An 18,332-nucleotide genomic window follows, 5' to 3' on the forward strand; every position below is an offset into this window, starting at 1 on the left:
GCGACTCGCGCCCTGGGACTAGGAGAAGAGGCGCTGGAGGCGGTGGATGCCCTCGAGGAGCTCCGCGTCGCCGAGGGCGTACGACAGGCGCAGGTAACCGCTCGGGCCGAAGGCCTCGCCGGGGACCACGGCGACCTCGGCCTTGTCGAGGATGAGGTCGGCGAGCTCGAGCGAGGTCGTGGGTGTCACGCCGTCCCACTCGCGGTTCAGGAGCCCCCGCACGTCGGGGTACACGTAGAAGGCGCCGAGCGGGTTGGGAACCTCGACCCCCTCGATCTTCGCCAGCTCCGAGACGATCAGGCGGCGGCGCCGGTCGAAGGCCTCGCGGAACTGCTCGGCCTCGTCCTGCGGGCCGTTGAGGGCCGCCGCCGCGGCGATCTGCGCGATGTTGTTGACGTTGCTCGACAGGTGCGACTGCAGATTGCCGGCGAGCTTCATGGCATCCGCGGGCCCTACCATCCAGCCCACTCGCCACCCGGTCATCGCATACGTCTTGGCGACGCCGTTGACCAGCAGGGTCTGGCCGGCGAGCTCGGGCACCGCCTCGACGATCGAGACCGCGCGGGCACCCTCGTACGTGAGGTTCTGGTAGATCTCGTCGGTGATCACCCAGATGCCGTGTTCGAGCGCCCAGCGGCCGATCTCGGCCGTCTCTTCGGGCGTGTAGACCGAGCCCGTGGGGTTCGAGGGCGAGACGAACACCAGCACGGTGGTCTTGTCGGTGCGGGCGGCCTCGAGCTGGGCGACGGTCACCTTGTAGTCCTGGTCGGCCCCGGCGAACACCTCGACGGGCACGCCGTCGGCGAGCGCGATCGCCTCGGGGTACGTCGTCCAGTAGGGCGCAGGGAGCAGCACCTCGTCGCCGGGGTTCACCACGGTCTGGAAGGCCTGGTAGACGGCCTGCTTGCCGCCGTTGGTGACGATAACCTGCGACGCCGGGACCTCCAGGCCGGAGTCGCGTCGCGTCTTGGCCACGATCGCCTCGCGCAGCACCGGAAGGCCGGCGGCGGGGGTGTACCGGAAGTTCGCGGGGTCGCGCAGCGCCTCGGCCGCGGCATCCACGACGAACTGCGGGGTGGCGAAATCGGGCTCGCCGGCCGCATAGGAGATGACGGGACGGCCGGCGGCCTTGAGGGCCTTGGCCTTGGCGTCGACCTTCAGGGTCGCGGATTCGGCGATGGCGGAGAGCTTGCGGGAGAGCGGAGCGCGGTCGGTCACGGCACAGAGCCTACTCGGCACGCCCGGGATGCCGCGGGCCCCGCGTCGGCGCGGACGCCGGTGTCACACGGTCGAGCCGACCAGCACCCACAGCATCGGCAGGACGAGGAGAACGCCGAGCCCCAGCCCGATGATCGACAGGACGGGGTTCCGGTGCTGCCGCACACGAAGGACAATGCCGATCACCCCGATGACGACGGCGACGCCCCCGAGGAACGCCATGATCGGCAGCAGCACGATTCCGAGCCACCAGATGGCGTTCATCTCGGGGGAGAGGCCGATGAGGAAGATCATCAGCGCCGGCAGCAGGATGAGCGCCGCGAGGATGATCGCGACGATCCCGAGGGCGTCGGTCGCGCGCCGACCGGCGGGGGAGACGGATGCCATGCGCTCACGGTAGCGCGTGGCGGACACGAGCGAGGGGCCGGAGCGCTGAGCCCCGGCCCCTCGTGGAATCCGGTCAGTCCAGGTGCTTCGCGTACGCCGGGAGCGTCAGGAAGGACGGGAACTCGTCGCGCAGCGCCACCTCGCGGAACACGTCGGCGGCGTCTTCGAAGCGGTCGCCCTCGAAGCGGGTCACCTCGGACAGCACGTCGCCGAGCAGCCCCTCGACGTACTCGCGCGTGATGCGCGTGCCGTCGTCGGTCGAGCGGTCCTGGTGGATCCACTGCCAGATCTGCGAGCGCGAGATCTCCGCGGTCGCGGCGTCCTCCATGAGGTCGTCGATCGCGACGGCCCCGAGGCCCCGCAGCCACGCCTCGATGTAGCGGATCGCCACCGAGACGTTGCCGCGCACCCCGCCCGCGGTGATCGGCAGGCCGATCCGCAGGTCGAGCAGCTGCTCGGCTCGCACCTCGACGTCCTCGCGCAGCCGGTCGAGCTGGTTGTCGCGGTCGCCGAGCACCGCGTCGAACTCGGCGAGGGCCACCGGGATCAGGTCGGGGTGGGCCACCCACGTGCCGTCGAAGCCGTCGCCGGCCTCGCGCCGCTTGTCGGCGGCGACCTTCTCGAACGCGGCCTCGGTCACCTCGGGCTTCCGGCGGTTGGGGATGAACGCGCTCATGCCGCCGATCGCGTAGGCGCCGCGCTTGTGGCACGTGCGCACGAGCAGCTCGGTGTAGGCCCGCATGAACGGAACCGTCATCGTGACCTCGCTCCGGTCGGGCAGCACGAACCGTGCTCCGCGACCGCGGTAGGTCTTGATGATCGAGAAGATGTAGTCCCAGCGGCCGGCGTTCAGTCCCGCGCAGTGGTCGCGGAGGGCGAAGAGGATCTCCTCCATCTCGAACGCCGCGGGCAGCGTCTCGATCAGCACCGTCGCCCGGATCGTGCCGTGGGCGAGGCCGAGGCGCTCCTCGGTGAAGGAGAACACGTCATCCCACAGCCGTGCCTCGTCGGCGGACTCGATCTTCGGCAGGTAGAAGTACGGTCCCCGGCCCGCCGCGATCAGCGCGTGCGCGTTGTGGAAGACGTACAGGCCGTAGTCCACGAGGGACCCGGATGCCGCCAGCTCCCGGCCCGCGCGGTCGATCACCGTGATGTGCTTCTCGGGCAGGTGCCATCCGCGCGGGCGCATCACGATCGTGGGCGTGCGCTCGGCGGTGACCCGGTACTCCTTGCCCTCGGGGCTGGTGTAGCTCAGCTGCCCGCGGATCGCGTCGAACAGCGAGAGCTGGCCCCCGATGACGTTGCGCCACGTGGGGGAGGTGGCATCCTCCTGGTCGGCCAGCCAGACCCGCGCGCCGGAGTTCAGCGCGTTGATGGTCATCTTGGGGTCGGTCGGACCGGTGATCTCGACGCGGCGGTCCTCGAGTCCGGGGCCGGCACCGGCCACCTGCCACGACGGGTCCTCGCGGATGTGCGCCGTCTCGGAGCGGAAGTGGGGGTCGTGTCCGTTGCCGATCTCGAACCGTCCGCGCAGGCGGGCGGCGAGCCGGTCGTGGCGGCGGCGGCCGAAGCGGTCGTGCAGCTCGGTGAGGAACGCGAGGGCCGCAGGGGTGAGGATCTCGCCGTCGCGCCCCTCGAGAGGGCGCTCGATCCGCAGGTGCGGCGCGGTCGCGGATGCCGCGGGCGCGGGGTTCCGTCGATCGGTGGTGGGCGGGGGTTCGATGAGGGTCATGATCGTCGCTTTCGTGTGGGCCTCGGTGTCCACGACACGCGGGCGGAAGATCCTGGCATCCGCGTGTCGTGGACACTCGATGAGCAGAGAGGGGGTCAGTGGAACTGCGCGGCTTCGGTGGAGCCGGCGAGGGCGAGCGTGGCGCTGTCGGGGTTGAGCGCGGTCGAGACGACGTCGAAGTAGCCGGTGCCCGCCTCGCGCTGGTGCTTGGTGGCGGTGTAGCCGACGGCCTCGGCGGCGAACTCGGCCTCCTGCAGCTCGACGTACGCGCTCATGGCGCGTTCGGCGTAGCCGCGGGCGAGGTTGAACATGGAGTGGTTCACGGCGTGGAAGCCCGCGAGGGTGATGAACTGGAACGCGTACCCCAGGGCGGCGAGGTCCGCCTGGAACGTCGCGATCTGCGCGTCGTCGAGGTGACGCTTCCAGTTGAAGCTCGGCGAGCAGTTGTAGGCGAGGAGCTTGCCCGGGTAGCGGGCGTGGATCGCCTCGGCGAAGGCGCGGGCGAGCTCGATGTCGGGCTCGCCGGTCTCGACCCAGATGAGGTCGGCGTAGGGGGCGAACGCGAGTCCGCGCGAGATGACGGCATCCAGGCCCGGACGCACCCGGTAGAAGCCCTCGCTGGTGCGCTCGCCGGTGAGGAACTCCGCGTCGCGCGGGTCGACGTCGCTGGTGAGCAGGTCGGCGGCGAGGGCGTCGGTGCGCGCGATGATGACCGTCGGCACTCCCGCGACGTCGGCGGCGAGCCGCGCGGCGTTGAGGGTGCGGATGTGCTGCTGCGTCGGAACGAGGACCTTGCCGCCGAGGTGCCCGCACTTCTTCTCGCTCGCGAGCTGGTCTTCCCAGTGGATGCCGGCGGCCCCCGCCGCAATCAGCGACTGCGCCAGTTCGTAGGCGTTCAGCGGTCCGCCGAATCCGGCCTCGGCGTCCGCCACGATCGGGGCGAGCCAGTCCCGCGTGACCTCGCCCTCGGCGCGTTCGATCTGGTCCTGCCGCAGCAGCGCGTTGTTGATGCGTCGCACGACGGCCGGCACCGAGTTGGCGGGGTACAGGCTCTGATCGGGGTAGGTCTGCCCGGCGAGGTTGCCGTCGGCGGCGACCTGCCAGCCCGAGAGGTAGATGGCCTTCAGGCCCGCGCGCACCTGCTGCACGGCCTGGCCGCCGGTGTAGGCGCCGAGCGCACGGACGTACTCCTCGGTGTGGAGCAGGTTCCAGAGGTTCTCGGCCCCGCGGCGGGCGAGGGTCGACTCCTCGCGGACGCTCCCGCGGAGGCGGACGACGTCCTCGGCCGAGTAGGTGCGCTCGATGCCGTCCCAGCGGGGGTCGTTCTCCCACGAGGCCCGGATCTCATCGGCGGTCTCGGTCTGGTCGCCGGGGCGCAGGGGCTGCGAGGCGGGGGTGGCCTGGATCGTCATGTCGTCCTCCTTCGGGTGCGGGGCGTCGGTGCCCGTGAGACCACTGTCTGCGAAGAATGCAGGTCTCCTCAACAAAATCACCTGTGAAGTTTGGCCGTTCTTCCGTTCTGGTGAGATCATCGCGTCATGGACACCGGTGTCTCCCTGACAGCCCCCTCCGCGGCATCCGACGATGAGGGCGTGGACACGCTCACGATCGGCAAACGCATCCGGCAGCTGCGCACGGCGCGCGGCTTGACGCTGGACGAGCTCGCCGCAGCGGTCGGCCGTGCGCCGAGTCAGATGTCGATGATCGAGAACGGTCGTCGCGAGGCGAAGCTGACTTTGCTGCAGGCGATCGCGCGCGCGCTCGGGACGGGCCTGGACGCCCTCCTGGATGCCGAGCCCCTCGACGAACGCGCCTCCCTCGAGATCGCCGTCGAGCGCGCGATGCGCGGGTCGACGTTCCAGGCGCTCGGCATCACGCCGTTCCGCGTCGGCAAGACCGTCCCCGACGAGGCGCTCGCGGCGATGCTCGCGCTGCAGGCCGAGATCGAGCGGCTGCGCGACGAACGCTCCGCCACGCCCGAGGAGGCGCGACGAGCCAACGTGGCGCTGCGCCGGCTCATGCGCACGCAGGACAACCACTTCCCGGAGCTCGAGCGCACGGCATCCGAGATCCTCGCCGCGGTCGATCATCCCGGCGGGCCTCTGACGCAGCGGGCCGCGAGCGACATCGCCGCCTACCTGGGGTTCTCGCTGCACTACGTGCCCGACCTGCCGCAGACGACCCGCAGCATCGCCGACGTGAAGAACGGGCGCCTGTACCTGTCGACCCGCGTCGCGAAGGGCGACCCCCGGGCGTCGGTGCTGCAGGCGTTGTCCAGCCGCATGCTCGGGCACACCGAGCCGACGAGCTACGGCGAGTTCCTCCGGCAGCGCGTCGAGACGAACTACCTCACCGGTGCGCTCCTCATGCCCGAGGCGCACGTCGTCGCCGCGCTCAGGGATGCCAAGGCCCGCCGCGCCCTCAGCATCGAGGACCTCCGCGACGCCTACTCGGTGTCGTACGAGACCGCCGCGCACCGGTTCACCAATCTCGCGACGGTGCATCTCGGCATCCCGGTGCACTTCTTGAAGGTGCACGAGTCGGGGACGATCACGAAGGCGTACGAGAACGACGACGTGAACTTCCCGACGGATCGGCTGGGGTCGATCGAGGGGCAGATGTGCTGCCGCCGCTGGACGAGCCGCGTCGTCTTCGACGAGGACGACCGCTTCAACCCCTACTACCAGTACACCGACACCGGCAACGGCACGTACTGGTGCACCGCGCGCGTGGAGCAGTCCAGCGAGGGCGCGCACTCGGTGAGCGTCGGGGTGCGGTTCGACGACACGAAGTGGTTCCGGGGGCGCGACACCCCCAACCGCGGCGTTTCGCGGCACGCGGTCGAGGTGTGCTGCCGCCGTCCGCCCGCGGAGCTCGAGGCCGCGTGGCGCGACAACGCGTGGCCGAACGTCCGCACGCCGCGCACCCTGCTCGCGACCCTGCCGACGGGCGCGTTCCCCGGCGTCGACACGACCGAGGTGTACGAGTTCCTGGAGGCGCACGCGCCGCGATGAGGCGAGCCCGTCGCCAACGTACGAGCTGGCGGGGCGGGACGCGGGGTTGTGTAAAAACCACGCGGGTGTAAGGTTTTGTGCACCGAGCTCCGTCCCCCCGGAGCGCTTTCGATGAGGAGAGCCCGTCATGAAGCACACCCGCTTGGCATCCACCGCGATCGCAGGTCTCGTCGTGAGCGGTCTCGTCGCCGCCGCTCCCGCCGTCGCCGCACCGCCCGGACCGCCGCCGCACGCCGGCGCACCGGTCGGGGCCGGAAGCGGCCCCGGCGCCCGCGACCTGCTGCGATACGCCGAGGACACGTGGACGTCGATGGCCGCAATGGCGCACGCGAACACCGGACTCCCGGACGACAACATCGGGGGAGACCTGGATGCCGCCACGGCATCCGGCTACACGTCGCCGACCAACATCGGCGGCTACCTGTGGTCGACCGTGACCGCGCGCGACCTCGGCATCATCGGCGCCGATGAGGCGCGCGAGCGGCTGACGGCCACGGTGACGACCCTCGAGGGCATGGAGCGCAACGAGGGCAGCGGCATGTACTACAACTGGTACTCGCCCGAGACCGGCGCCAAGCTCGAGATCTTCCCGACGTCCGGCGAGGTCATCCACCCCTTCCTCAGCACCGTCGACAACGGCTGGCTCGCCGCGGCGCTGCGGATCGTGCGCGAGGCCGAGCCGTCGCTCGCCGAGCGGGCCGACGCGCTGTACGCGTCGATGGACTTCTCGGCGTTCTTCGACACCGCCGGGGCAGCGGGCCTGCCGGCCGGGACCAACCGCGGCGGCTTCTGGGAAGCCTCGCCCGGCGGGGGCTGCGCCGTGGAGGCGCCGATGTACAACGGCAGCGGCGAGACGGCCTTCTACACGTGCCACCACTACGACACCACCGTGAGCGAGAGCCGGATCGCCACCTACCTCGGCATCGCGCAGGGCGGCATCCCGGCGACGGCCCTGTACGGAACGCACCGGACGATGCCCGCCGGCTGCGACTGGGCATGGCAGGAGCAGTTGCCCACCGGGCAGACGCGCACGTACGACGGCGTCGACGTGTACGAGGGCGTCTACTCGTACGACGGCATGTCGTTCGTGCCCAGCTGGGGCGGCAGCATGTTCGAGTCGCTCATGCCCGACCTCCTGGTGCCGGAGACGGAGTGGGGCCCGCAGTCGTGGGCGGTCAACCACCCGATCACGGTCGAGGTGCAGAAGCGGCACGGCCTGCACGAGGCGGGCTACGGGTTCTGGGGCTTCTCCCCGGCCAGCAACCCGTTCGGCGGATACGCCGAATACGGCGTCGACATCGCCGGCATCCGCTCCGACGGCTACACCTCGGATGCCGAGAAGACCGACGTCGACATCGACCGTGCGGGATGCGCGACCGGGACGAACCCCGACCCGGCCTTCGGGGACGGTGTCGTCACCCCGCACGCGGCCTTCCTCGCGCTGCCGTACGACCGGCCCGGCGTGCTGAAGAACCTCCGCGGCCTCGAGAAGAAGCTCGGCGCGTACGGTCCGGGAGGCTTCTACGACGCGGTCGCGGTGAAGAGCGGAACGATCGCCGAACGCTACCTGTCGCTCGACCAGTCGATGATCATGGCAGCCATCGGCAACGCCCTCACCGGCGACACGCTCAAGGACTACTTCGTCGATGACCGCATGGAGCAGACCCTCCGCCCGGCGATGGAGCAGCAGGTGTTCGGATCGTCGTGGGGTGAGCGCCGCCCCTGATGCTCGGTCGGCTCGATGCCCGGTACCCTCGCGGGACCGGGCATCGGTGCGTGCGGAGGGATTCGAATGGCGGACGAGGGGATGCCGCGCGCCGCGCGCGGAAGCTACCCGAAGGGACAGCAGCGGCGTCAGCGCATCGTCGACGAGGCCGTCCTCGTCTTCGGGCGCTCGGGGGTCACGAGCGGGTCGTTGCGGGAGGTCGCCAAACGCGTGGGGTTGACCCCGGCGGGCCTGCTGCACCACTTCGCCACCAAGGAGGAACTGTTCGCCGAGGTGTTGCGCCAGCGCGACGAACGCGTGCGCGCGGCCGCCGGCGACCCGCGCGAGCACACCCTCGTCGAGCAGATGAGCAAGGTCGTGGCCTACAACGCCACGACGCGCGGTCTCACGTCGCTGTACACGGTGGTCGTCGCGGAGGCGAGCGACCCCGACCATCCCGCTCACGCCGCCTTCGCGGCCCGGTACCGAGACGGCGCGGAGCGCGCCACCGAACTGCTGCGTGCGGGGCAGGCCGCGGGAGAGGTGCGCGCCGACATCGACCCCGAGCGCGCGGCGCGGCTCCTCAGCGCGGTGATGGACGGACTGCAGCAGCAGTGGCTGCTCGACGACTCGGTCGACATGGTGGCCCACTTCGCCGAGTTCGTCCGCGGGTACCTCGCACCGCGGCCCTGACGCCCCGGCATCCCGGTCGCCCGTCCCGGCAGCCGGCGTCCGTCAGCGTCCCGGCGTCCGTCGGCCGCTGGCGTCGAGCGCACACGCTCGGGTCGAACGCACGCGTTCGGGGCGGCCCTGTCGTGTGCGTTCGGCCGGATCGTGTGCTTTCCAGAGACGCGGTGGTTGCCGGGCGGGAAGTTATGCGCTTAAACTAAGGGGGACACCGCGCCCGATGGAGGGCGCCCGTTCGAGGAGGAACACGATGAGAAAGACCCGATGGAGCGCCGTCGCCGTCGTCGCGGTGGCCGCGATCGCGCTGACCGGGTGCGGACGCACCTCCGATTCCGGCGGCGACGCCGCCGAGGCATCCACGATCGGCGACGCCCAGGCCGAGGGCACGCTGACGATGTGGGCCATGGGCGCGGAGGGTGAAGCCCTGCCCGAGTTCGTGAAGACTTTCGAAGACGCCAATCCCGGCGTCACGGTCGAGGTGACGCCGGTGCCCTGGGATGCCGCGTACAGCAAGTTCCAGACCGCGATCGCCGGCGGCAACACCCCGGATCTCGCCATGGTCGGCTCGACCTGGATGGCCGATTTCGGTGATGCGCTGCAGACCGTCCCCACCGACCTGTCCACCGACGGGATCTTCCCCGGCGCCGTGGACTCGACGATGATCGACGATCGCGCGACCGGGGTGCCGTGGTACGTCGACACGCGCGTGCTCTACTACCGGACCGACATCGCCGCGCAGGCCGGCTGGACCAGCGCGCCCACCACGTGGGACGAGCTGAAGCAGATGGCCGCCGACATGCAGGCCAAGGGCGGAGCCGAGTACGGCATGCGCCTTCCCGCCGGCAACGATTCCTTCCAGGGCAACCTGTGGATGCCGTGGTCCAACGGTGTCGAGCTCGAGAACGGTTCCGAGTGGACGCTGGACACCCCCGAAGCGGCGGAGGCGTTCGAGTACTACCAGAGCTTCTACACCGACGGTGTGGCCAACCCGGCCGCGGACCGCTCGGCGGGTGCGCAGGAGGCGGACTTCGTCTCGGGAGCCACCCCGATGCTGATCGACGGCCCCTTCCTCATCGGTCAGCTCGAGGAGCTGGGCGGGGAAGGCTTCAGCGAGAAGTTCACCACCGCCGTTCTGCCGGCGAAGGAGTCGTCGACGTCGTTCAGCGGCGGCGCGAACCTCGCCGTGTTCGACAACTCCGACAACGCCACCAGCGCTTGGAAGCTCGTGCAGTGGCTGACCGAGCCCGAGACGCAGGTCGCGTGGTACGAGGCCACCGGTGATCTGCCCGCCGTGCAGGAGGCGTGGAACGACGACGCGCTCGCATCGTCGCCGACGCTCGCCGCCTTCGGCACGCAGTTGGAGACGGCCAAGTCCGTCCCCGCCACCACCACGTGGGTGCAGGTCGCGGCGGCCGGTGACGGCATGCTCGAGAAGATCCGTCTCGGGCAGCAGACCCCGGCCGACGGCCTGAAGGAACTGCAGGCCACCGCCGACCAGCTGGGCCTGGGCTGAGGCCATGACCCAGACAGTCATGGGCGCGACCGGGACGCGTGCCGTTCCCGGTCGCGCCCGGGCGCGCGGCGGCGCGGGAAGCCGTCGCCGCCGTCAGGGATGGATCGCGTGGGGTTTCGCGCTGCCGTTCGTCGCCGTGTTCGCGGTGTTCATGGTGATCCCGATCGTCGGATCGTTCGCGATGTCGTTCACCGACTTCCGCGCGGCCGACATCCGCTCCCCGTTCTCGGTGAACTTCATCGGGCTCGAGCAGTACGCCGCCGTGCTCGGCGACCCGGTCTTCCTGACCTCGCTCGGGGTGACCGCGACGTTCGTGATCGTCGGCATCCCCGTGACGATGGCGCTCGCCCTCGCCCTCGCGCTCGCGTTGAACGCCAGCCGTGGCCGCATCGTGTCGATCCTGCGCGTCGGGTTCTACGCACCGGTGGTCACGAGCATCGTCGCGGTCGCCGTCGTCTGGCGCTACATCCTGCAGCCGGAGGGGCTGCTGAACTCGGCGCTCGCGGTCGTCGGCATCCAGGGTCCGGACTGGCTCAACGACACCTCCACCGCGCTCCCGTCGCTGATCGCGATGGCGGTGTGGCGCAACGTCGGAACGCTCATGGTCATCTTCCTCGCCGGGCTCCAGGCCATTCCGACCGATGTCAAAGAGGCCGCGCTGATGGACGGTGCCTCGTCCTGGCGCCGACTGACCTCGATCACGCTGCCGCTGTTGCGCCCGACGCTGCTGCTGGGTGCCGTGCTCATCTCGGTCGGGTTCCTCCAGTTCTTCGAGGAGGCCTTCGTCATGACCCAGGGCGGTCCGCTCAACTCCACCCTCTCGGTGGCCTTCTACACGTTCAAGCAGTTCGGCTTCGGTCAGTACGGCACCGCCTCCGCGGCGAGCTACCTGCTGTTCCTGGCCATCGCGCTGCTCAGCCTGCTGCAGTTCCGCCTGTTGCGCTCGCGCGACTGAGGCAAGGAGACGCTCATGACCCTCACCGCCCCCGCGGCCACCCCCGCCGTCGCCGAGACCGCGCACCCGCCGCGCCGTCGCCGCTCCGAGACCCGTCTCACCCCCGGTCGCGCCCTCACCCTCACCGTGCTCGTCCTCGGCCTGCTGGTGTGGATGGTGCCGTTCGCGTGGATGCTGCTGGGGTCGGTGAAGACGCAGCGCGAGATCCTGCAGCGCCCGCCGACGTGGTGGCCGCAGGAGTTCACGTGGGAGAACTTCGCCGTCTGGTTCGGACAGCTCAACTTCGGACAGTTCTTCGGCAACAGTCTGCTCGTGGCCGTCGTCACCGTCGCCGGCAACCTGGTGTTCTGCTCGATGGTCGGCTACGCCCTGGCGAAGATGGACTTTCCCGGCAAGAAGGCCTTGTTCGTCGTCGTGATGGTGACGCTCATGGTGCCGGGCGTGGTGACCTTCGTGCCGCTGTTCGTCATGGTCTCCTCGCTGGGCCTCGTCGACACGTACGCGGCGCTCATCCTGCCCTTCGTCACCACACCGCTGGGCGTCTTCCTCATGCGGCAGTTCATGCTCGGCATCCCGGATCCGTTGCTCGAAGCCGCCCGCATCGACGGTGCGGGGGAGCTGCGCATCTTCGCCCGCATCGTCATGCCGCTGTGCGGACCGCCCCTGGCGACCCTCGGCATCCTGACGTTCCTGGCGTCCTGGAACAACTTCCTGTGGCCGCTCGTGGCCGCCCAGACGCAGGGCAAGTACACCCTCCCCGTTGCGCTGTCGCTGTACTCCACCGGGCAGAACGCGACCGACTACGGCCTGCTGCTGGCCGGATCGGTGCTGGTGATCGCCCCGATCATCGTGCTGTTCGTCTTCCTCCAGCGGTACTTCATCCAGGGCATCGCCTCGACCGGGCTGAAGTGACCCGCGAGACCCTCTCCACGACGTCGCCCTCGGGGTCGAGTGACCCGCGACCGATCCGAAAGGATGCCATGACCTCCCCCCGCTTTCACACGGCCCCCGACGGGACGCGCTTCCGCGACCTGAACGGCAACGGCGTGATGGATCCGTATGAAGACCCGCGCCGCAGCGTGGACGAGCGCACGGAGGATCTCCTCGGCCGCCTCAGCCTCGAAGAGAAGTGCGGTCTGATGTTCCAGACCGTGATCGAGGTGGGCGACGACGGCGAGCTGCTCGAGGCGCCGGGGAAGATCTCGAAGTCACCGACCACGACCGTCGTCGTCGGCAAGAACATGACGCACTTCAACGTGCACGCGATCCGCACCGCCCGCCAGGCCGCCGAGTGGAACAACCGCCTGCAGGCGTTGGCTGCGACGACCCCCCACGGCATCCCGGTCACCATCAGCACCGATCCGCGGCACGCCTTCGTCGAGAACACCGGTGTCGCCTTCTCGGCCGGTCCGTTCTCGCAGTGGCCCGAGGGGCTGGGTCTCGCGGCGCTCGACGATGTCGAGACGGTGCGCGAGTTCGCCGAGGTGGCGCGGCGCGAGTACCGCGCCGTCGGCATCCGGGCGGCTCTGCACCCGCAGATCGACCTCGCGACCGAGCCGCGCTGGGGCCGACAGGCGCAGACCCTCGGACAGGATGCCGCCCGCGTCGCGGAATTCACCGCGGCGTACCTGCGCGGATTCCAGGGCGAGACCCTCGGACCGGACAGCGTCGCGTGCACGACGAAGCACTTCCCGGGCGGCGGTCCGCAGCAGGGCGGTGAGGACGCTCACTTCCCCTACGGTCGCGAGCAGGTCTACCCCGGCGGCATGTTCGACTATCACCTGGAGCCCTTCCGCGAGGCGATCCGCTGCGGCACCGCGGGCATGATGCCGTACTACGGCATGCCCATCGGCCTCGAACTCGACGGGCAGCCGATCGAGCCCGTGGGCTTCGGGTACAACAAGCAGATCGTCACGGGTCTCCTGCGCGAGCAGCTGGGCTACGACGGCGTCGTCGTGACCGACTGGGAGCTCGTCAACGACAACCACGTGGGCGACCAGGTGCTGCCCGCCCGGGCATGGGGCGTCGAGCACCTCAGCGCGACCGAGCGCATGGAGAAGATCCTGGATGCCGGCGCCGACCAGTTCGGGGGTGAGGAGTGCGTCGACATGCTCCTGGACCTCGTGCGCTCCGGCCGCGTGTCCGAGGAGCGCATCGATGCCTCGGCGCGGCGACTGCTGCGGGTGAAGTTCGCCCTCGGGTTGTTCGACGACCCGTTCGTCGACGTGGACGAGGCCGAGCGCATCGTCGGCAACGCGGACTTCCGGGCGCAGGGGGAACGCGCCCAGGCGCGCTCGCTGACGGTGCTGGTGAACGAGGAGCGCGACGGCGCCCCCGTGCTGCCGCTCGGCGCCGTCGGCGCCGTGTACGTCGAGGGGTTCCGTCCCGACGAGGTCGCCGAGCTCGGCCGTGTGGTCGCTGACCCCGCGGACGCGGGTCTCGCGCTCGTGCGCGTCGGCGCTCCGTTCGATCCGCGCGACGACCTCTTCCTCGAGGCGTGGTTCCACCAGGGCTCGCTCGAGTTCGCCCCCGGGTTGGTGTACCGGTTGCAGCAGATCGCGGCATCCTGCCCGCTCGTTCTGGTCGTCAACCTCGATCGCCCGGCGATACTGACGCCGTTCGTCGGGCATGCCGCGGCGATCGTCGCCGATTACGGCAGCTCCGCGCGGGCCGTCCTGGATGCCCTCACCGGACGCGTGGCGCCGCGGGGGCGTCTGCCGATCGAGATCCCCCGGTCGATGGATGCCGTGCGGGCCTCGCGAGAGGATGTACCGTCGGACACCGGCGACCCTGTCTTCCCCGTCCACTTCGGCTTGGACCTCGAGGGTGTGGAGGAGGCGCCGGAGCCGACGAGGGGATACGCGCACCGATGAGCGAAGCGGACGCGACGCGACGACCGACCGTGTACGACGTGGCGCAGGAGGCCAACGTCTCGATCGCGTCGGTGTCGTTCGCGTTCCGCCGCCCCGACAAACTCAGCGATGCGACTCGGGAACGCGTCCTCGAGGCCGCGCGGCGACTGGGGTACGCCCCCAGCGCCGCCGCCCGGGGCCTCGCGCACGGCCGCACGGGCACGCTCGGCCTGCACGCTTTCGATCTGCTGCTCGAGCGCGCCGATCCCATCGCGCAGGCGAACCCGCTGTCGGGCCTGGCCACGCCGCGGCTGGACGCCGACGGAGTGATCCCGTGGACGCAGACCGACGACGACGTGCTGTCCGACCCGCGCGCGTTCCCGCTGTACGTCGATGAGGTGCAGCGCGGATTCGAGCTGGAGTGCTGGGCGCTGGGGCGCCCCGTGATGCTCAGCAGCGGTGCGGGGACGGACGTGTCGGTGGCCGACACCGCCGGTCGTGTCGACGGGCTGGCGATCTTCCCGTCGCCGCAGACGGCACCGGCCCTTGCCCGCTACGCGCCGACCATCCCGATCGTGCTGTTCAGTGCGCCCCCCGCCGACGACCACCACCATCGCGTCCGCGTCGACAACGCCGCGGGCATGCGTGCGGTCGTCGAGCATCTGGCCCGCGCGCACGGCGTCCGCGACGTCGCCTTCGTCGGGCGGCCCGAGGCCTCCGACACCGTCGAGCGACTCAGCGGTCTGCGTGCGGCGGCGACGGAGTTCGGCGTCGCGCTGCGCCCCGACGTGGTGGATGCGACGGTGCGCGGCGAGGACGAGCTCGTCCCGCAGTTGCGTGCCCTCATCGCCGGGGCGCGGATGCCGCGGGCACTCGTGTGCGCGACCGACCAGCACGCCTTCGCGGTGCTGGACGCGCTCGCCGCCGAGGGGATCCGTGTGCCGGACGACGTCGTCGTCACCGGGTTCGACGGCACCCTGGCCGCGCGGTTGAGCTCTCCGCCGCTGACGACCGTGCGTCAGCCGATGGAGGCGATGGGTCGCGCCGCCGCGCGCATCCTCGCCGGCGCCGCGGGCCCCGCCGACCGTCCCTTCGACGTCGTCTTCGAGCCGCGGCTGACGGTGCGCCAGAGCTGCGGCTGCCGCGCCTGACCCGCGCCCGGGGTTCCGCGGCGCCGAGCGCACACGAACGTGTGCTCTCGAGGCGGGCACCGCACTACCGGCAGGCGGCGGGCGGGGCCGCGGCGTCAGGCCCGCTGGACCCGGAGCGCCGCCCACAGCTCGGCGCGGGTCGCGAAAGACCCCAGGTCGCGCCCGAGCAGCCGTTCGGCCAGGGCCAGCCGCGTCCGCACGGTGTGACGGTGCACGCCGAGCGCCTGGGCGGTCGCCTCGTGGGAGCAGTCGTGGTCGAGCCAGGCGCGGAGGGTCTCGACGAGCCGCGACCCCTCGACCGCGTCGTGGGCGGTGAGGGGCGCGAGCTCGGCGGCGGCGAGGGACGGCGCGTCCGGACCGAGCGCCGACAGCACTCCCGAGGCGGCGACGGCATCGAAGGTCGTCACCGGCTCGACGCCGCGGTCGCGGGCGACGCGCGCCTGCTCGAGGGCCGCGGCGAACCGGTCGTAGCCGGTGGGGTCGGACACGCCGATCCGCGCGCCGAAGCGTTCGGCGGCTTCGTCGAGGGCGTGCCGCTCGTTCGCCGGCAGCACCACGACGACGCCGTCGTCGGATCGACCGAAGAACAGGCCGCCGTGCCGCTCCTCGGCGCGCAGCTCGAGGAGTTCGGCCAGGCCATCGCTGCGGGCGACGACGGCGTCGGTGAGGGCGACGACGATCGGCGCCGAGGGCAGCGGCCCCCAGGCGTCGCGCGCGATACGCCGGGCGAGGGCGGGGTCGTCGGTGAGCAGCGACTGCACGAGGCCTGCGCGCAGGGCCCCGCGGGCTCGGCTGAGCCCCTGATGCTGCTCGAAGGCGAGACCCGCCATGGCGATGACGGCCGTCACCACCCCACGCCCCTCCTGGTCGAGTTCTCCGGCGGCGATCGCGATGACGCCGCGCAAGTGTCCGCCGCGCCCGAGCGTCTGGAGGGTGAAGGGGCGCCCCGCGATGCGGAGAGCCGATGCGGCGCGCGCTCCGCGTCGCAGGACCGCGGCCACCTCATCGCTCACAGCGCGGGCGCTCTCGGCATCCAGGTCTCCGGGCGGGTGTTCGCGCGTGAGCTCTCCGGCGGCGTCGTACAGTCCCACCCAGGTGCCGAGCTGTCGGGCGAGTTCCGCGAGGGTCGCGCCCAGACCATCGGGCCGCAGCGCCGCGAGCGCGATCGCGCGCTGGGCCGAGAGCGCCCACGTGCGCCGCGCGAACGCCTCGGCCGCGATGGCCTCGGCATTGGCGCGCGCGACGGCGAGGAACGGTGTGCGGTACGGCACCTCGAACAGCGGCAGCCCCGCCTCGCGGCACGCGGCGGCGAGCTCGGGAGGGATGCCATCGCGAACGACCTCGGTGCCGAACCCGAGCCCCGCGACTCCCCGGGCGGTCAGGCGCTGCACGTAGTCGGCGGCGGAGGTGGCGTCGGGGCCCTGGAATTGCGTGCCGGTTGTCAAGAGCACTTGCCCGTCCGAGAGGAAGGGCGTCGGGTCGGCGAGATCGCTGCTGTGCACCCACCGCACGGGGCGCTCGAGGGCGTCGGGTGCTCCCGTCTCCAGCTTCAGGTGGAGGTCGGAACGGCGCAGCAGCGCCCCCAGGGTGGGGGTGTCGGTGGCATCCATGGGTTCCTTGCGACGAGGCGTGTACGTCTCGTACAGCCGGGTAAGCAGAATGTACAGCACGGAAGGTGCTCGGTCGCGTCGCCGTTGCCTACGCTCCCGAGCATGACCGCACCGCACACCGTCACCGCACCCCCTGTCGGCGGACCCTCGCTCCCGCAGGAGCGCCGCCTGGTCACGAGCATTCCCGGCCCGCGCTCGCAGGAACTCCTCGACCGCAAGGCCGCCGCCGTGTCGGCCGGTGTCGGCCACACCGCCCCCATCCACGCCGTCGCCGCCGGCGGGGGAGTCGTCGTCGACGCCGACGGCAACTCGCTCATCGACCTCGGCTCGGGGATCGCCGTGACCTCGGTGGGCAACGCGCACCCGGCCATCGTGGCCGCCGTGCAGGAACAGGTCGCGGCGTTCACGCACACGTGCTTCATGGTCTCGCCGTACGACTCCTACGTGTCGGTGGCCGAGGCCCTCAACCGCCTGACCCCGGGTGACCACGCCAAGAAGAGCGCGCTGTTCAACTCCGGCGCCGAAGCGGTCGAGAACGCCATCAAGATCGCGCGCAAGCACACCGGCCGGCAGGCCGTCGTCGCTTTCGACCACGCCTACCACGGCCGCACGAACCTCACGATGGCGCTGACCGCGAAGAACATGCCGTACAAGAGCGGTTTCGGACCGTTCGCCGCCGAGGTCTACCGCGCTCCGCTGTCGTACCCGTTCCGTGACGGCCTCTCCGGCGCCGAAGCCGCCGCGCGCGCGATCACGCTCATCGAGAAGCAGGTCGGGGCCGAGAACCTCGCCGCGGTGATCATCGAGCCCATCCAGGGAGAGGGCGGATTCATCGTGCCCGCCGACGGGTTCCTTCCCGCCCTGGTGGACTGGTGCCGCGCGAACGGCGTCGTCTTCATCGCCGACGAGGTGCAGTCGGGCTTCGCCCGCACCGGCGCGATGTTCGCCTCCGAGATCTTCGGCATCGTCCCCGACCTCGTCACGACCGCCAAGGGGATCGCCGGCGGTCTGCCGCTGGCCGCCGTCACCGGTCGCGCCGAGATGATGGATGCCACCCACACGGGCGGCCTCGGCGGCACCTACGGCGGCAACCCGATTGCGTGCGCCGCGGCGCTCGCCGCGATCGACGCGTTCGAGAACGACGGACTCGTCGAACGCGCCCGGGAGATCGGCGAGGTCCTGTTCTCGCGCCTCACCGCGCTGCAGCAGACCGACCCGCGCATCGGCGACGTCCGCGGTCACGGCGCCATGATCGCCGCGGAGTTCGTCGATCCCGCCACCGGCGCCCCCGACGCCGCTCTCACCGCGGCCGTGGCCAAGGCGGCCATCGCCGAGGGCGTGATCGTGCTGACCTGCGGCACGTACGGCAACGTCATCCGCTTCCTCCCCCCGCTGTCGATCGGAGACGACCTGCTCCACGAAGGCCTCGACGTCGTGGCCGCGGCGCTCGCGCGCCACTGAGCGATAGACCCGAGGGGGCGGCAATGACCCGAACGCGCCGCCCCCTC

14 protein-coding genes are annotated in these 18,332 nt (G+C 71.0%); 9 read left to right on the top strand and 5 right to left on the bottom strand.

Annotated elements, in window-relative coordinates; genetic code table 11:
• Window positions 1–18 precede the first annotated feature (18 nt).
• The 4 genes from MHY30_RS07720 to aceA all read right to left on the bottom strand — a co-directional run bounded on the left by MHY30_RS07720 (window position 19) and on the right by aceA (window position 4,749).
• Complete coding sequence (locus MHY30_RS07720; RefSeq protein ID WP_239276291.1) at window positions 19–1,218, bottom strand: pyridoxal phosphate-dependent aminotransferase; 1,200 nt, start codon at window positions 1,216–1,218, stop codon at window positions 19–21.
• Between the two features lie 63 nt (window positions 1,219–1,281).
• A complete protein-coding gene (locus tag MHY30_RS07725; protein WP_239276292.1) occupies window positions 1,282–1,605 on the bottom strand; it encodes a hypothetical protein in 324 nt (107 codons plus the stop codon).
• Between the two features lie 73 nt (window positions 1,606–1,678).
• A complete protein-coding gene (aceB, locus tag MHY30_RS07730; protein ID WP_239276293.1) occupies window positions 1,679–3,337 on the bottom strand; it encodes a malate synthase A in 1,659 nt (552 codons plus the stop codon).
• 95 nt (window positions 3,338–3,432) lie between these two features.
• Window positions 3,433–4,749, bottom strand: coding sequence for an isocitrate lyase (gene aceA, locus MHY30_RS07735; RefSeq protein ID WP_239276294.1), 1,317 nt, complete (start codon window positions 4,747–4,749; stop codon window positions 3,433–3,435).
• 126 nt (window positions 4,750–4,875) lie between these two features.
• Between aceA and MHY30_RS07740 the strand changes: the two genes are divergently transcribed.
• The 8 genes from MHY30_RS07740 to MHY30_RS07775 all read left to right on the top strand — a co-directional run bounded on the left by MHY30_RS07740 (window position 4,876) and on the right by MHY30_RS07775 (window position 15,214).
• Window positions 4,876–6,351: a helix-turn-helix transcriptional regulator gene (locus MHY30_RS07740; protein WP_239276295.1), complete on the top strand. Its 1,476-nt coding sequence runs from the start codon at window positions 4,876–4,878 to the stop codon at window positions 6,349–6,351.
• 127 nt (window positions 6,352–6,478) lie between these two features.
• Window positions 6,479–8,077, top strand: a complete 1,599-nt coding sequence (locus MHY30_RS07745; RefSeq protein ID WP_239276296.1) for a glucoamylase family protein — start codon at window positions 6,479–6,481, stop codon at window positions 8,075–8,077.
• 66 nt (window positions 8,078–8,143) lie between these two features.
• Complete coding sequence (locus MHY30_RS07750; RefSeq protein ID WP_239276297.1) at window positions 8,144–8,749, top strand: TetR/AcrR family transcriptional regulator; 606 nt, start codon at window positions 8,144–8,146, stop codon at window positions 8,747–8,749.
• A 244-nt stretch (window positions 8,750–8,993) separates the two neighbouring features.
• Window positions 8,994–10,256: an extracellular solute-binding protein gene (locus tag MHY30_RS07755; RefSeq protein WP_239276298.1), complete on the top strand. Its 1,263-nt coding sequence runs from the start codon at window positions 8,994–8,996 to the stop codon at window positions 10,254–10,256.
• A 4-nt stretch (window positions 10,257–10,260) separates the two neighbouring features.
• Window positions 10,261–11,211, top strand: a complete 951-nt coding sequence (locus MHY30_RS07760) for a carbohydrate ABC transporter permease (RefSeq protein ID WP_239276299.1) — start codon at window positions 10,261–10,263, stop codon at window positions 11,209–11,211.
• A 15-nt stretch (window positions 11,212–11,226) separates the two neighbouring features.
• Window positions 11,227–12,123 (top strand): carbohydrate ABC transporter permease, encoded by an 897-nt coding sequence (locus MHY30_RS07765; protein ID WP_239276300.1) that lies wholly within the window; start codon window positions 11,227–11,229, stop codon window positions 12,121–12,123.
• A gap of 68 nt (window positions 12,124–12,191) precedes the next feature.
• Complete coding sequence (locus MHY30_RS07770; protein WP_239276301.1) at window positions 12,192–14,084, top strand: glycoside hydrolase family 3 protein; 1,893 nt, start codon at window positions 12,192–12,194, stop codon at window positions 14,082–14,084.
• A complete protein-coding gene (locus tag MHY30_RS07775) occupies window positions 14,081–15,214 on the top strand; it encodes a LacI family DNA-binding transcriptional regulator (RefSeq protein ID WP_239276302.1) in 1,134 nt (377 codons plus the stop codon). Before MHY30_RS07770 ends, MHY30_RS07775 begins: the two co-directional genes overlap by 4 nt.
• 95 nt (window positions 15,215–15,309) lie before the next feature.
• On the opposite strand, the gene MHY30_RS07780 is transcribed toward MHY30_RS07775, so the two are convergent.
• Window positions 15,310–16,824, bottom strand: coding sequence for a PucR family transcriptional regulator (locus tag MHY30_RS07780; protein ID WP_239276313.1), 1,515 nt, complete (start codon window positions 16,822–16,824; stop codon window positions 15,310–15,312).
• A gap of 102 nt (window positions 16,825–16,926) precedes the next feature.
• Between MHY30_RS07780 and gabT the strand changes: the two genes are divergently transcribed.
• Entirely contained in the window at window positions 16,927–18,285 is a 1,359-nt protein-coding gene (gene gabT / locus MHY30_RS07785; RefSeq protein ID WP_239276303.1) for a 4-aminobutyrate--2-oxoglutarate transaminase, read from the top strand.
• The last annotated feature ends 47 nt before the right edge of the window (window positions 18,286–18,332 follow it).

Source organism: Microbacterium sp. ACRRU (assembly GCF_022346945.1).
Classification (GTDB): domain Bacteria; phylum Actinomycetota; class Actinomycetes; order Actinomycetales; family Microbacteriaceae; genus Microbacterium; species Microbacterium mcarthurae.

Coding starts and splice junctions, on each gene's coding strand:
- MHY30_RS07725 (WP_239276292.1), bottom strand. CDS start 1,605: ATGGCATCCGTCTCCCCCGCCGGTCGGCGCGCGACCGACGCCCTCGGG.
- aceB (WP_239276293.1), bottom strand. CDS start 3,337: ATGACCCTCATCGAACCCCCGCCCACCACCGATCGACGGAACCCCGCG.
- aceA (WP_239276294.1), bottom strand. CDS start 4,749: ATGACGATCCAGGCCACCCCCGCCTCGCAGCCCCTGCGCCCCGGCGAC.
- MHY30_RS07740 (WP_239276295.1), top strand. CDS start 4,876: ATGGACACCGGTGTCTCCCTGACAGCCCCCTCCGCGGCATCCGACGAT.
- MHY30_RS07745 (WP_239276296.1), top strand. CDS start 6,479: ATGAAGCACACCCGCTTGGCATCCACCGCGATCGCAGGTCTCGTCGTG.
- MHY30_RS07750 (WP_239276297.1), top strand. CDS start 8,144: ATGGCGGACGAGGGGATGCCGCGCGCCGCGCGCGGAAGCTACCCGAAG.
- MHY30_RS07755 (WP_239276298.1), top strand. CDS start 8,994: ATGAGAAAGACCCGATGGAGCGCCGTCGCCGTCGTCGCGGTGGCCGCG.
- MHY30_RS07760 (WP_239276299.1), top strand. CDS start 10,261: ATGACCCAGACAGTCATGGGCGCGACCGGGACGCGTGCCGTTCCCGGT.
- MHY30_RS07765 (WP_239276300.1), top strand. CDS start 11,227: ATGACCCTCACCGCCCCCGCGGCCACCCCCGCCGTCGCCGAGACCGCG.
- MHY30_RS07770 (WP_239276301.1), top strand. CDS start 12,192: ATGACCTCCCCCCGCTTTCACACGGCCCCCGACGGGACGCGCTTCCGC.
- MHY30_RS07775 (WP_239276302.1), top strand. CDS start 14,081: ATGAGCGAAGCGGACGCGACGCGACGACCGACCGTGTACGACGTGGCG.
- MHY30_RS07780 (WP_239276313.1), bottom strand. CDS start 16,824: ATGGATGCCACCGACACCCCCACCCTGGGGGCGCTGCTGCGCCGTTCC.
- gabT (WP_239276303.1), top strand. CDS start 16,927: ATGACCGCACCGCACACCGTCACCGCACCCCCTGTCGGCGGACCCTCG.